We start from the raw sequence: 14508 nt of genomic DNA, 5'->3' as shown, positions 1-14508 counted from the left end.
GCTCCCCCGAGCGCTCGCTGTGATGATCGCCGGGGATTCTACGGTAAGCGGACGGCCCCCCGCCGCCCGCTCACCGCGGCGTGCTCACCGCCGCCCGCGCAGCTCCCGGTAGGTGGCGACCAGGGCCTTCGTGGACGCGTCCAGGCCCGGCACCTCGGCGCCCTCGGTGAGGGCGGGCTCGACGCGCTTGGCGAGGACCTTGCCCAGTTCGACGCCCCACTGGTCGAAGGAGTCGATGTTCCAGAGCGCGCCCTGGACGAACACCTTGTGCTCGTAGAGCGCGACGAGCTGGCCGAGCACGGACGGCGTGAGCTCACGCGCGAGGATCGTGGTCGTCGGGTGGTCGCCCTTGAACGTCTTGTGCGGGACGAGTTCCTCGGGCACCCCTTCGCCGCGCACCTCGTCCGGTGTCTTGCCGAAGGCCAGCGCCTGGGTCTGGGCGAAGAAGTTGGCCATCAACAGGTCGTGCTGGGACTTGAGTTCGTCACTCAGCTCGGCGACGGGCTCGGCGAAGCCGATGAAGTCCGCCGGGATCAGCTTGGTGCCCTGGTGGATCAACTGGTAGTAGGCGTGCTGCCCGTTGGTGCCCGGTGTGCCCCAGACGACCGGCCCGGTCTGCCACTCCACCTCGCGCCCGTCGCGGTCGACGTACTTGCCGTTGGACTCCATGTCGAGCTGCTGGAGGTAGGCGGTGAACTTCGAGAGGTAGTGCGAGTACGGCAGGACCGCGTGCGACTGCGCGTCGTGGAAGTTCCCGTACCAGACGCCGAGCAGGCCCAGCAGCAGCGGAACGTTGGACTCGGCGGGGGCGGTGCGGAAGTGCTCGTCGACGAGGCGGAATCCGTCGAGCATCTCCCGGAAGCGGTCCGGGCCGATGGCGATCATCAGCGACAGGCCGATGGCGGAGTCGTAGGAGTAGCGTCCGCCGACCCAGTCCCAGAACTCGAACATGTTCGCCGTGTCGATGCCGAACTCGGCGACCTTCTCGGCGTTGGTGGAGAGCGCGACGAAGTGCTTGGCGACCGCCTTGTCGTCACCGAGCCCCTGGAGCAGCCAGGTCCGCGCGGAGGTGGCGTTGGTGACCGTCTCGATGGTCGTGAACGTCTTGGACGCGATGATGAACAGCGTCTCGGCCGGGTCCAGGTCCCGGGTGGCCTCGTGCAGGTCGGCGCCGTCCACGTTGGACACGAAGCGGACGGTGAGGTCGCGGTCGGTGAAGGCGCGCAGCACCTCGTACGCCATGGCGGGGCCCAGGTCGGAGCCGCCGATGCCGACATTGACGACGTTGCGGATGCGCTTGCCGGTGTGGCCGGTCCACTCACCGGAACGGACCCGGCCGGCGAAGTCGGCCATCCTGTCGAGCACGGCGTGCACGGCCGGGACGACGTTCTCGCCGTCGACCTCCACCACCGCGTCCCGCGGGGCGCGGAGCGCGGTGTGCAGCACGGCCCGGTTCTCGGTCGTGTTGATCTTCTCGCCGCGGAACATGGCGTCGCGCAGCCCGGCCACGTCGGTGGCGGCGGCCAACTCCCGCAGCAGCCGCAGGGTCTCGTCGGTGACCAGGTGCTTGGAGTAGTCGATGTAGAGGTCACCGACCCGGAGGGTGTACCCGGTGCCGCGGCCGGGGTCGGCGGCGAACAGCTCGCGCAGCCGCACCTCGCCGAGCTCCTCGCGGTGCTTGGCCAGTGCGGCCCACTCGGGCCTCTGGTTGAGCCTCGTACGGCCGTCTGCGTTCATCTCGGACTTCAGCCTTCTTCCTTGGTGTCCCCGCTGTGCCGGCTGTTCCCAACCTAATTGATCAGCGGTGAGGAGGACTGAAGGAGTCCGCAGTGCGAACCGGTCCGGGAGGAGTCCCGGGGCCCGTCCCGCCGGGGCTAGATCTCGCCCCGCAGTTTGGCGAGCGCCTCGGCGAGAATGGCCTCGCCGTCCGCGTCGCTGCGCCGCTCCCGCACGTAGGCGAGGTGGGTCTTGTAGGGCTCGGTGCGCGGCGGGTCCGGCGGGTTGTCGCGGTCCTGCCCGGCCGGGAATCCGCAGCGGGGGCAGTCCCAGGTATCGGGCACCTGCGCGTCGCTTGCGAAGCTCGGCTGTGTCTCGTGCCCGTTGGAGCACCAGAAGGAGATGCGCAGCCGCGGCGCGGACTCGCCGCGCTCGGCCTCGCCCATCGGCCCCGCCCCGACCCGGCTTCCCCGGATCGCGTTGCCACTTGCCACGGTCGTAACTCCCTGCGTGATGGTGCCGCGAAGCGAGTCGGCGTTCCGCTTCGCTGCGAGCGCCTCAGTCTACGTAAGGCCCAACGCGCGTCCAGTGGTAGGAGTTACCCGCCCCCGCTTCCAGACGCAAGCCCCATGATAGGCCGCGCTCTGCTGCGCGTACCGAACATGGGGCCTTGGGTCGGGAATGGGGGGGTATGGCGGGCGGACGGTGCCCTCGGCTCAGTTGTTGACCTTCATCGTGATGCCGAGCACGACGATGCACGCGAACCAGAGCAGACCGACCACGACGGTGATCCGGTCGAGGTTGCGCTCGGCGACCGAGGAGCCGCCGACGGAGGACTGCATGCCACCACCGAACATGTCGGAGAGGCCGCCGCCCTTCCCCTTGTGCATCAGCACCAGCAGCATCAGCAGCAGGCTGAAGACGATCAGGGCGATGGAGAACCCCAGAACCACGGCTGGACCAACTTCCTCGGATGCGGATGGACGACGCGGGGCCCAGCACAGGACTGGACCCCGCAAGGGTACGACGAATCGTCGTTACCGCATACTCACTGGTCGCGGAAACGAACGATCTTGACGAACTCGTCGGCGTCCAGCGAGGCGCCGCCGATCAGGGCACCGTCGATGTCGGCCTGCGCCATGATCTCGGCGACGTTGCCGGACTTGACCGAGCCGCCGTACTGGATCCGGACCCGGTCGGCCAGCTCCTGGCTGTAGAGCTCGGCGACCTTGCCGCGGATGGCGGCGCAGACCTCCTGGGCGTCCTCGGCGCCGCAGACCTTGCCGGTGCCGATGGCCCAGACCGGCTCGTAGGCGATCACGATCGTCTCGGCCTGCTCGGCCGGGAGGTCCTTCAGGCCGCCCTCGACCTGGGCGAGGGTGTGCGCGACGTGGTTGCCCGCCTCGCGGACCTCCAGTTCCTCGCCGACGCAGAGGATGGGGGTGATGCCGTGCTTGTAGGCGGCCTTCACCTTGGCGCCCACGACCTCGTCGGTCTCGGCGTGGTACTGGCGGCGCTCGGAGTGGCCGATCGCCACGTAGGTGCACTTCAGCTTGGCCAGCATGGGGCCGGAGATCTCGCCGGTGTAGGCGCCGCCGTCGTGCGCCGAGATGTCCTGGGCGCCGTACTTGATCTTCAGCTTGTCGCCGTCGACCAGGGTCTGCACGGAGCGCAGGTCGGTGAAGGGCGGCAGGACGGCGACCTCGACGGCCTCGTAGTCCTTGTCGGCCAGGGCGAAGGCGAGTTTCTGGACGTGGGCGATGGCCTCGAGGTGGTTGAGGTTCATCTTCCAGTTGCCCGCCATCAGCGGCGTACGGGTGGTCATTGAGGGTCAGTCCTCCAGTGCGGCAAGGCCGGGGAGCGTCTTGCCCTCGAGGTATTCGAGGGAGGCGCCGCCTCCGGTCGAGATGTGGCCGAATGCCTGCTCGTCGAAGCCCAGGGTACGGACCGCGGCGGCGGAGTCTCCGCCGCCCACCACGGTGAAGCCCGGCGAGTCGATGAGGGCCTGGGCGACCGCCTTGGTGCCCTCGGCGTAGTCGGGGTGCTCGAAGACGCCCATGGGGCCGTTCCAGAAGACGGTGGCGGCGTCGGCGAGCTTCGAGGCGTACAGCTTGCGGGTCTGCGGACCGATGTCCAGGCCCATCTGCCCGGCCGGCATGGCGTCCGCGGCGACGGTGGCGGGGTGGCCCGGAGCCTTGGTCCTCATGTCGGGGAACTCCGCGGCGACCAGCGTGTCGACCGGCAGCACCAGCTCGACGCCGTTCTTCTCGGCGCGCTCCAGGTACTCGCGGACGGCCGGGATCTGGTCCTCCTGCAGCAGGGACGTCCCGATCTCGTGGCCCTGGGCCTTGAGGAAGGTGTACGCCATGCCGCCGCCGATGAGGATGCGGTCGGCCTTGCCGAGCAGTTCGTCGATGACGGCGAGCTTGTCGGAGACCTTCGCACCGCCGAGGGCGACGACGTAGGGGCGCTTGACGTCGTCGGTGAGCTTCCTCAGCACGCCGACCTCGGTGGCGATGAGGTACCCGGCGTAGTGCGGCAGGCGGGCCGGGAGGTCGAAGACCGAGGCGTGCTTGCGGTGCACGGCGCCGAATCCGTCGCCCACGTACACGTCGGCGAGGGCGGCCAGCCGGTCGGCGAACTCGCCGCGCTCGGCGTCGTCCTTGGACGTCTCGCCGGCGTTGAAGCGCAGGTTCTCGACGACCGCGACCTGCCCGTCGGCGAGGCCCGCGACGGTGGCGCCGGCGGACTCGCCGACGGTGTCGGTCGCGAACGCGACGTCGGCGCCGAGGAGTTCACCGAGGCGCGCGGCGGCCGGGGCGAGTGAGAAGGCGGGGTCCGGGGCGCCCTTGGGACGGCCCAGGTGCGAGGCCACGACCACGCGGGCGCCCGCCTCGGCGAGGGCCTTGACGGTGGGCACCACGGCGCGGATGCGGCCGTCGTCGGTGATGGTGGTGCCGTCCAGCGGCACGTTGAGGTCGGCGCGGACGAAGACCCGCTTGCCCGCGACACCTTCGGAGAGGAGTTCGTCGATCGTCTTCATAGGGGCTCCCTGGCTTGAGCTCGTGTTCGCTCGTGATCGCTCGTGATCGAAAGGGGGCGACCGTTCCGATACGTGCGTCAGGGCTCGGACAGCGCGTTGCCGCGCCGGCCGAGCCCTGCACTCATATCAGGCCGCCTGCTCCACGGTCAGAGCTGGTTGCCCACGAAGACCGTCAGGTCGACGAGGCGGTTGCTGTAGCCCCACTCGTTGTCGTACCAGCCGATGACCTTCACGTTCTTGCCGTCCTGGACCATGGTCAGGGAGGAGTCGAACGTGCAGGACGCCGGGGCGTTGACGATGTCGGAGGAGACGATCGCGTCCTCGGTGTACTCGAGGTAGCCCTTCAGCTCGCCCTCGGCGGCCTTCTGGAAGGCGGCGTTGACCTCTTCCTTGGTGACCTCGCGGGAGAGCTCGACGACCAGGTCGGTGACGGAGCCGGTCGGGACCGGGACGCGCATGGCCATGCCGTCCAGCTTGCCCTTGAGCTGCGGCAGCACCAGGGCGGTGGCCTTCGCGGCACCGGTGGTGGTGGGGATGATGTTCTCGGCGGCGGCCCGGGCACGACGCAGGTCCTTGTGCGGGAAGTCCAGGATGCGCTGGTCGTTCGTGTACGCGTGCACCGTCGTCATCAGGCCCTTGACGATGCCGAAGTTCTCGTCGAGGACCTTCGCCATCGGCGCCACGCAGTTGGTGGTGCAGGAGGCGTTGGAGATGACGTGGTGGTTCGCCGGGTCGTACTGCTCGTGGTTGACGCCCATGACGAGGGTGATGTCCTCGTTCTTCGCCGGGGCGGAGATGATGACCTTCTTGGCGCCGCCGGTGATGTGCTTCTCGGCGTCTTCCTTCTTGGTGAAGATGCCGGTCGACTCGATGACGATGTCGACGCCGAACTCGCCCCACGGGATGTCGGCGGGGTTGCGCTCGGAGAGGACCTTGACCGTCTTGCCGCCGACGGTGATGGTGTCCTCGGTGTGCGAGACCTCCTGCTTGAGGCGCCCCAGGACCGTGTCGTACTTCAGCAGGTGTGCAGTGGTCGCCGTGTCACCCAGGTCGTTGACGGCCACGATCTCGATGTCGGCGCCTTGTTCCAGCAGTGCCCGGAAGTAGTTGCGACCGATGCGGCCAAACCCGTTGATGCCTACGCGGATCGTCACGAACCGATCTCCTCGTTGGTACGCCGGCTGTGACGCCGGCGAGCTGTATTTGGGATGTCCCCGACCACTGTCGACCCTACCTCTCCGGGGCCCCGGTCGTGACATCGAGTTGCCCCATACCCGGCAGGGCGGTTCGTACCCGTCAGTAGGGTACGGACCGCCCTTCCCGGTGACCCCTTCTCACCCCATTCCGCCACGTATCGCCGGTCTCCGTCGACGTGCGGTGTCACCCGTCGAGGGCCGCCAGCGCCTTCCTCAGCAGTGCGGACCGGTCGGCCGCGGAGGCCAGGTGCTCCAGACCGAAGCCCAGCAGCACGGTGTCGTCGGTGGTGACCGCTCCGTACGTCCGGAACAGCGCTCCGGTGCGTGTCCAGTCCTTCAGGACGGCCGGGCTGCCCGCGGGCGGCCCGGACACCCTCCAGACGCCGAGGGAGGTCTCGAAGCCCTCCGTCCCGGTGGCCGTGCCGCCGACCACCAGGGAGGCCTCGTCGGCGAGGACGCCGTGGCCGCCGCTGCCCGGGTCGGTGACATAGGCGATCGAGACCTCGACCGTCTTCCCGGCGTAGGCGCTCAGGTCGAAGTCCACCTGCTGCCAGCCGCTGGAGGAACCGGTGAGGCTGTTCCAGGAACCGGTGGTGCCGGTCGCGGCGCAGCCGTCGTCGGCGAGGGTCAGGTAGTGCTCCAGCCAGGGGTGCCCGCCCATGAAGAACCCGGCCGCGCACTCGGCCGGCACGGTGGTGCGGGTCGCTCCGCCGGCCTCGGGCAGGGTCGTCCAGTCGTCGGCGCCGGCGGTGTGCGCCTCGACGACGACGTGGTCGTAGCCGGGCTCGGTGTCCCACAGCAGCCGGGTGCTCAGGGCGGGCCGCTCGGTGGCGGCGACACCCGTGAGGTCGACGGTGCGGGTGAGGCGCTTGTAGCCGTCGTCGGTGTGCACGGCGGCCGCCATGTGGGAACCGGCGTAGGGCCCGTAGGGGTTGACCGTCCCGGAGAACTGTCCGGCGCCGGCGCTCGCGAACCGCGGGTACTGCGCGGCGGGCAGCTCGTCGGAGGTGACGCCGTAGGTGCCGGCCCGGTCCAGCGGGTTGCCGGGCGCGTCGGCGAGCGGGCCGGTGAAGCCGCCCAGTCCGCCGGAGCCGGTGAAGGCGGTGGCGCCGGGGGTCGAGGTGCGGCCGTAGGCGCCCAGGTAGTACTGGCTGAAGTCGTCGGACAGGGTGCCGCCGCCGAGGTCGACGCTGCCGCCGGCCCGCTCCCCCGCCTCGATCAGCCGGCCGCCCTCGTTGAGGAAGGCCCGGAGCTGGAGCTGGGTGGCGACGCCCGGGGTGCCGGCACCGGTGTGGTGCACGACCGTGCGGAAGTGGCTCAGCACGCCGAGCGCGTCCGGGACTCCCCGCTCGGCGACGTCCCAGACCGCCGCGCGGCGGCCGTTCGCCCTGAGCGCGTCGACGTACGTCTGCGTCCGGGTGGCCTTCGCGCCCTCCTCGGAGACGACGAGGACGTCCGCGCGTGGCCGTTCGGCGACGGTGTAGGTGAAGTGCTCGCTGGAGACCTTCCTGCCCCTGCGGTCCTCGCCGGTGAACCACACCTCGACCTCGTCGCCGGGTCCGCCGTGCCTCACCACGGCCCGGTACTCGTCGAAGTAGAGGTTGTCCTCGCCGCCGTACCGCTCGCCGCCCCGCCAGCGCCCGAGGTCGACGGCGTGCGTCCGGCCGCCGCCGACCCGGTACTTCAGCTCCTTGTCGCGCACGGCCCTGCGCGCGACGACGGAGACCTCCTGGCCGGCGCCGCGGGCGTACGACGTGCCGAAGGCGGCCGGGGTGAAGTCGGCGGCCTCCAGGCCGACCGCGGAGGACGGCCGGTCGGGGTGGGCGGCGGACTCGGCGACGGAGAGCGCGAACGGGACGTTCTTGGCGAACTCCTGCTGGATCAGCTTCTCGTCGTCGGGGAAGTGGAAGCCCGACCGGCAGTCACCCGGGTTCCACTCGTCGTCCGGGTCGGCCTCGGACGCGGTCTGGCAGGTCGACATCTCGGGGGTGAACATCGCCATGCCGTTGACGTTGGCCGCGTGGCCGTCCGCCTCGCCGTTGGTGGTGTACAGCTCGGAGGAGAGCTGCGGGTGGTAGCCGGGGATCGCGGAGTTGCCGGGCGTGCCCGCGAGGGCCTCGTAGAGGACGTCGTCGGGGGTCGGCGTGGCCACCTGCCAGCCGACCCCGTAGAGGAGGAGTTCGGCGGCGGAGTGGTAGTTGATGCCGTAGGTGAAGCCGATGCGCTTCTGGAAGGCGTCGACGGCCTTGGTCTCGGGCTCGGAGCCCGGGCTCGCGCCGCGGTAGGTCTGGCTGGTGGGGCTGGGGGACGACCCCTCGTCGTCGTAGCCCCACTTGTAGGGGAAGTTGCGGTTGAGGTCGACGCCGTCGCCGGTGCCGATGACGCCGTCGCCGTTGACGTCCCGCAGGTTCTTGCGCCACAGGCGGTTGTCGTCGTCGGCGAAGGTGTGGTCGTAGCCGTCGGGGTTGGCGGAGAGGACGAACCACAGTTCCGTGGTGTCGACGATCCTCCTGATCCGCTTGTCCGTCCCGTACGCGTCCAGGTAGTGGTGCATCAGCCGCCGGGTCATCTCCGGGGTGATCCACTCGCGTGCGTGCTGGTTGGACATGTAGAGGACGGCCGGTTTCGATCCGTCCCGGGTCCTCTTGGCCTTCTTGGTGAGCTTCAGGGCGAGGATGTCCTGCCCCTTGATCGTCTTTCCGATGGAGACGACCTTGGTGAGGCCGGGGTGCTGCCGTGCGGTCCGGAGGATCTCCTCCTGGATGCCGCCCTTTCCGCCGTACGGGCGGAACACGCCCTCGGCGGCGTCCTCGACGCGGCTCTCCGCCCGGGCGGACAGGGTGTGCTCGGTGAGGTCGACGCCCTGCTTCTCCAGCTTCTCGGCCTGCCCGTCGGTGAGGTAGACCTCGACGGTGGCGGTGCCCCTGTCGGGCACCTGCTCGCCGAGTTCGTGGCCGTCCTGCCCCGCGGCCAGGAGCAGGGGCACCTGCTCCCGGGTCACGTCGGCTCGGAAGACCTTGACCTCCTCCGAGCCGGAGGCCCCGGGGTGTGCGGGCTGTGCCTGGGCGATGGGTGCGAAGCCCGCTCCGCCGATCAGGAGCGTGCCGACAGCGAGGATCGATCTCGCTCTGTGTCTCATGAGCCCCCCAGAGAGTGGTCCGCCACAGCGGCGAACAGATGCCAGGCTCATGACACAACATGATCGAGTCAAGGGTGCCACCACGACACACGCACACGGCGCCGGCCACCCAAGTGGGCGCCGGCGCCGGTCCGCTGATCTGCCGTCAGCCGACGAGGTTGTCGGCCAGTTCCTCGCTGAGGTTGGCCTCCGTGCCGGGGATGCCGAGGTCGGAGGCGCGCTTGTCGGCCATGGCCAGCAGCCGCCGGATCCGGCCGGCCACGGCGTCCTTGGTGAGCGGCGGATCGGCCAGCGCGCCCAGCTCCTCCAGGGAGGCCTGCTTGTGGTCCATGCGCAGCCGGCCGGCGGCGGCGAGGTGCTCGGGGACGTCGTCGCCGAGGATCTCCAGGGCGCGCTGGACCCGGGCACCGGCGGCCACGGCCGCCCTGGCCGAACGGCGCAGGTTCGCGTCGTCGAAGTTGGCCAGCCGGTTCGCCGTGGCCCGCACCTCGCGGCGCATCCGGCGCTCCTCCCAGGCCAGCACCGACTCGTGCGCGCCGAGCCGGGTGAGCAGCGCACCGATCGCGTCGCCGTCACGGACCACCACGCGGTCCACGCCCCGCACCTCGCGCGCCTTGCTGACGATGTGCAGCCGGCGGGCGGCGCCGACCAGGGCGAGCGCCGCCTCGGGACCGGGGCAGGTCACCTCGAGCGAGCAGGAGCGGCCCGGCTCGGTGAGCGAGCCGTGGGCCAGGAAGGCACCGCGCCAGGCCGCCTCGGCGTCACAGGTGGCCCCCGAGACCACCTGCGGGGGCAGACCCCGGATCGGCCGGCCACGGCCGTCGACCAGACCGGTCTGGCGGGCGAGCTGGTCACCTCCCGCGACCACCCGGACGACGTAGCGTGAACCGCGGCGCAGTCCGCCCGGTGCCATCACGATCAGTTCGGAGGCATGGCCGAAGATCTCCAGGATGTCCCGCTTGAGGCGGCGGGCCGCCATCGCGGTGTCCAGCTCCGCCTCGATCACAATGCGCCCGCTCACCAGGTGGAGGCCGCCGGCGAACCGCAGAATGGCGGAGACCTCCGCCTTCCTGCAGCAGGTACGGGTGACGGGGAGCCGGCTGATCTCGTCCTTCACCGCTGCCGTCATCGCCATGGGCCGATCCTTCCATGCATCCGAAAAATACGGTCGTACGCGGCGGCCAGCAGCTCCGGGTCGTGCCGGGGGCTTCCGTCGGGCCGGGCCACCGGCGCCAGCTCGACCGCGGCGCCGAACCGCTTGGCGGCGTCGGTCAGGGAGTCGCGGTCGGGCACGGCGGCCTCGTCGGCCAGCACCACGTCCAGGGCGAGTTTAGGGGCGTGTCGTCCCAAAACCTCCAAATGACGCTGCGGAGAGAAGCCCTCGGTTTCTCCCGGCTGCGGTGCGAGGTTCAGCGAGAGTACCCGGCGCGCCTTCGTCTCGATGAGGGCGTCCAGCAGTTCGGGCACGAGGAGGTGCGGGATGACCGAGGAGAACCAGGAGCCGGGCCCGAGCACCACCCAGTCGGCGTCGAGGACCGCTTCCACCGCTTCGGGGACGGCGGGCGGGTCGTTCGGCACGAGGTGCACGGACTGCACCTCGCCCGGGGTGAGGGCGACGGTGGCCTGTCCGCGGACCGTGCCGACCTCCTCGGGCCGCTCCGGGTCGTGGCCCCTGACCAGGGCCTGGAGCTCCAGCGGCACGGCGGACATGGGCAGCACCCGCCCGTGCGCGCCGAGCAGCCGGCCCACCAGGTCCAGCGCCTGGACGTGGTCGCCGAGCTGCTCCCACAGGGCGACGATGAGCAGGTTGCCGACCGCGTGCTCGTGCAGATCGCCCTGGGACTGGAAGCGGTGCTGGATGACGCGGGCCCAGGTCTGGCCCCAGTCGTCGTCACCGCACAGCGCGGCGAGTGCTTTGCGCAGGTCACCGGGCGGTAGCACACCCAGTTCGTCGCGCAGGCGTCCGCTGGAGCCGCCGTCGTCGGCGACGGTGACCACGGCGGTGAGGTCGCCGGTGATCCGGCGCAGGGCGGCGAGCGAGGCCGACAGGCCCATGCCGCCGCCGAGGGCGACGACCTTGGGCTGGGTGCCTCGGCGGCGCGGTCGCGCGCCACGGGTCTCGACCGGCCGGCCCGCGCGGCCCTCGGGGACCGCTCTGCGCAGCCGGCTCAGCCGCGGAGTGCGTCGCGTCATTCCCGTCCCATGTCCCGGTGGACGACCACCGTCTCCACGCCCTCGGCGGCGAGCCGGGCGGCGAGCTTCTCCGACATGGCGACCGAGCGGTGCTTGCCGCCGGTGCAGCCGACCGCGATGGTCACGTAGCGCTTGCCCTCACGGCGGTAGCCCGCTGCGACCAGCCGCAGCATCTCGGCGTACCGGTCGAGGAACTCCTTGGCGCCGGGCTGGTTGAAGACGTACGACGCCACCTCCTCGTTGAGGCCGGTGTACGGGCGCAGCTCGGGGACCCAGTGCGGGTTGGGCAGGAACCGCATGTCCACGACCAGGTCGGCGTCGACCGGGAGGCCGTACTTGAAGCCGAAGGACATGACGGTGGCGCGCAGCTCCGGCTCCTCCTCGCCGGCGAACTGGGCGTCCATCTTGGCGCGCAGCTCGTGCACGTTGAGGCTGGAGGTGTCGATCACCAGGTCGGCGTCGCCGCGCAGCTCGCGCAGCAGCTCCCGCTCGGCGGCGATTCCGTCCACGATCCGGCCGTCGCCCTGGAGGGGGTGCGGGCGGCGCACCGACTCGAAGCGGCGCACCAGGGCCTCGTCTGAGGACTCCAGGAAGACGGTCCGCCGCGTCACTCCGCGCACGTCGAGGTCGGCGAGGGCCTCGCGCAGATTGTCGAAGAAGCGGCGGCCGCGGACGTCGACGACGACCGCGATCCGCGCCACGTTGCCCTGGGAGCGCGCGCCGAGCTCCACCATGGTGGGGATCAGCGCGGGCGGCAGGTTGTCGACGACGAACCAGCCGAGGTCCTCCAGACACTTCGCGGCCGTCGAGCGGCCGGCCCCGGACATGCCGGAGATGATCACCAGCTCGGGGATGCCCGCCTCGGGCACCCCGGCGTTTTCCTTGCCCGTCGTCACCTGTGCTCCGTCGTCCTGGCGGGCGCTCCGGCGGGTTCCGTCCCCACCGGTGTGCTGCCGCGCCCCGTCCTGTTCCGTCACGGGCCCTGTCTCGTGCTCCGTCATCGCTCCTGCCCCCGTCGTTCGTCCGGGGCGCCCGTCGACACGGGCTCCCCGGGAGAACCCGTCGCCTGCCCGGGTTCTTCCGTGTCATCCATGATCTCGCCCGTCGCCGTGTTCACGGCGGGAGCGGGTGCCGTCCGTGCGAGGGCCCCGGCGATGGTCTCGGCCGTCTTGCGGCCTATGCCCGGGACCTCACAGATCTGATCGATTGTCGCCGATCGCAGCCTCTTCAACGAACCGAAGTGCTTGATCAGCGCCTGCTTGCGGGTCTCGCCGAGGCCCGGCACGTCGTCCAGAGGGCTGGAGCGGAAGCGCTTGGCACGCTTGGCGCGCTGATAGGTGATCGCGAAGCGGTGCGCCTCGTCACGGACCCGCTGGAGCAGGTAGAGGCCCTCGCTGGTCCGGGGCAGCACCACGGGGTCGTCGTCCCCGGGCAGCCAGACCTCCTCCAGCCGCTTGGCGAGACCGCACACGGCGATGTCGTCGATGCCCAGCTCGTCCAGTGCGCGCTGGGCCGCCGCGACCTGCGGGGCGCCACCGTCGACCACCACGAGCTGCGGCGGGTAGGCGAAGCGCCTGGGGCGGCCGTCGTCCTCGGTCAGCGTGCTCGCGGGCGGCTCGCCGAGGCCTCCGGCCGGGTCCCCGGCACCGGGATCCTCGCCGTCGGTCCACTCCCCCGTCCGTTCCTTCTCCGCGAGGTAGCGCCGGAACCGGCGGGTGATCACCTCGTGCATGGACCGGACGTCGTCCTGCCCCCCGAAGCCCTTGATCTGGAAGCGCCGGTACTCGCTCTTGCGGGCCAGCCCGTCCTCGAAGACGACCATGGAGGCCACCACGTCGTCACCCTGGAGGTGCGAGATGTCGTAGCACTCGATCCTCAGCGGGGCGCTGTCCAGGCCCAGGGCGTCGGTGATCTCCTCCAGCGCGCGCGAGCGTGTGGTGAGGTCGGAGGCACGCTTGGTCTTGTGCAGCACGAGCGCCTGCTGGGCGTTGCGCGCCACGGTCTCCATCAGGGCCTTCTTGTCGCCGCGCTGCGGGACGCGCAGGGAGACGCCGGAGCCGCGGCGTCCGGTCAGCCACTGCTGGACCGGCTCCAGCGGGTCCGGCAGGGCGGGGACCAGGACCTCCCGGGGGACCGCGTCGCCGGTCTCCTCGCCGTAGAGCTGCTGCAGGGCATGCTCGACCAGGGCGCCCGTGGTGATCTCCTCGACCTTGTCGGTGACCCAGCCGCGCTGGCCGCGCACGCGTCCGCCGCGGACGTGGAAGATCTGGACGGCTGCCTCCAGCTCGTCCTCGGCGACCGCGATCAGGTCGGCGTCGGTCGCGTCGGCGAGCACGACCGCGTTCTTCTCCATGGCCTTCCTCAGGGCGCCGATGTCGTCGCGCAGGCGCGCCGCCCGCTCGTACTCCATCTCCTCGGCGGCCTGTGTCATCCGTCCTTCCAGACGGCGGAGGTAGGTGCCGGTGCGGCCGGCCATGAAGTCGCAGAACTCCTCGGCCAGTTCCCGGTGGTCCTCGGCGGGGATGCGCTCCACGCAGGGCGCCGAGCACTTGCCGATGTAGCCGAGCAGACAGGGGCGGCCGGTGCGCGCGGCGTTCTTGAAGACGCCGGCCGAGCAGGTGCGCACCGGGAAGACGCGCAGCATCAGGTCCACGGTGTCGCGGATCGCCCACGCGTGCGCGTAGGGACCAAAGTAGCGGACGCCCTTCTTCTTCTGACCGCGCATCACCTGCACGCGCGGGAACTCCTCGTTCATCGTCACCGCGAGGTACGGGTAGCTCTTGTCGTCGCGGTACTTGACGTTGAACCGGGGGTCGTACTCCTTGATCCAGGAGTACTCCAGCTGGAGCGCCTCGACCTCGGTGGACACCACCGTCCACTCCACGGACGCGGCCGTGGTGACCATCGAGCGGGTGCGCGGGTGCAGCCCGGACAGGTCCTGGAAGTAGTTCGCCAGGCGCTGGCGCAGGCTTTTCGCCTTTCCGACGTAGATCACCCGGCGGTGCTCGTCGCGGAACCGGTAGACCCCCGGCGAGTCGGGGATCTCACCCGGTTTGGGGCGGTAGCTGGAGGGGTCGGCCATGTCTCACACCCTACTGGCGGGGACCGACACCGCGGCGGGGCTGTGGACACCGGAGCCCGGGCGGGCCCGGATGGGTTACGGCGGTCGGGAAGCGGGAAGGTGGTGGGTCCGTCCTCCGGACGACCGGAGCACGGGCACG

Annotated in this window: 11 protein-coding genes; all 11 read right to left on the bottom strand. The window is 70.7% G+C overall.

Annotated elements, in window-relative coordinates; genetic code table 11:
* Positions 1–84: 84 nt before the first annotated feature.
* Positions 85–1737, bottom strand: a complete 1653-nt coding sequence (gene pgi, locus BU52_RS25880) for a glucose-6-phosphate isomerase (RefSeq protein WP_037938622.1) — start codon at positions 1735–1737, stop codon at positions 85–87.
* A 137-nt stretch (positions 1738–1874) separates the two neighbouring features.
* Positions 1875–2210 carry an RNA polymerase-binding protein RbpA gene (locus tag BU52_RS25875; protein WP_003957010.1) on the bottom strand — a complete coding sequence of 112 codons (336 nt, stop codon included), beginning with the start codon at positions 2208–2210 and terminating at the stop codon, positions 1875–1877.
* A 222-nt stretch (positions 2211–2432) separates the two neighbouring features.
* Positions 2433–2669 carry a preprotein translocase subunit SecG gene (secG, locus tag BU52_RS25870; RefSeq protein ID WP_235216422.1) on the bottom strand — a complete coding sequence of 79 codons (237 nt, stop codon included), beginning with the start codon at positions 2667–2669 and terminating at the stop codon, positions 2433–2435.
* A 95-nt stretch (positions 2670–2764) separates the two neighbouring features.
* Positions 2765–3541, bottom strand: coding sequence for a triose-phosphate isomerase (gene tpiA / locus BU52_RS25865; protein WP_037938619.1), 777 nt, complete (start codon positions 3539–3541; stop codon positions 2765–2767).
* 6 nt (positions 3542–3547) lie between these two features.
* The gene (locus BU52_RS25860) at positions 3548–4759 is read right to left on the bottom strand and encodes a phosphoglycerate kinase (RefSeq protein ID WP_037938617.1); all 1212 of its coding nucleotides are present in this window, start codon (positions 4757–4759) and stop codon (positions 3548–3550) included.
* Positions 4760–4905: 146 nt separating this feature from the next.
* Positions 4906–5913, bottom strand: a complete 1008-nt coding sequence (gap, locus tag BU52_RS25855; protein WP_037938614.1) for a type I glyceraldehyde-3-phosphate dehydrogenase — start codon at positions 5911–5913, stop codon at positions 4906–4908.
* A gap of 226 nt (positions 5914–6139) precedes the next feature.
* A complete protein-coding gene (locus tag BU52_RS25850; protein WP_037938609.1) occupies positions 6140–9094 on the bottom strand; it encodes a M14 family metallopeptidase in 2955 nt (984 codons plus the stop codon).
* Between the two features lie 145 nt (positions 9095–9239).
* A complete protein-coding gene (whiA, locus tag BU52_RS25845; protein ID WP_037938607.1) occupies positions 9240–10229 on the bottom strand; it encodes a DNA-binding protein WhiA in 990 nt (329 codons plus the stop codon).
* Positions 10220–11287 (bottom strand): gluconeogenesis factor YvcK family protein, encoded by a 1068-nt coding sequence (locus BU52_RS25840; protein ID WP_037938604.1) that lies wholly within the window; start codon positions 11285–11287, stop codon positions 10220–10222. Before BU52_RS25840 ends, whiA begins: the two co-directional genes overlap by 10 nt.
* Positions 11284–12288: an RNase adapter RapZ gene (gene rapZ / locus BU52_RS25835; protein WP_037938602.1), complete on the bottom strand. Its 1005-nt coding sequence runs from the start codon at positions 12286–12288 to the stop codon at positions 11284–11286. Before rapZ ends, BU52_RS25840 begins: the two co-directional genes overlap by 4 nt.
* Positions 12285–14369, bottom strand: a complete 2085-nt coding sequence (gene uvrC, locus BU52_RS25830) for an excinuclease ABC subunit UvrC (RefSeq protein ID WP_037938599.1) — start codon at positions 14367–14369, stop codon at positions 12285–12287. The genes rapZ and uvrC overlap by 4 nt, the downstream gene beginning before the upstream one ends.
* Positions 14370–14508 lie beyond the last annotated feature (139 nt).

It is taken from the genome of Streptomyces toyocaensis, assembly GCF_000725125.1.
GTDB classification, from domain to species: Bacteria; Actinomycetota; Actinomycetes; order Streptomycetales; family Streptomycetaceae; genus Streptomyces; species Streptomyces toyocaensis.
Note: the sequence above shows the minus strand (reverse complement) of the source record. Positions and strands in the feature narration are given on the sequence as shown.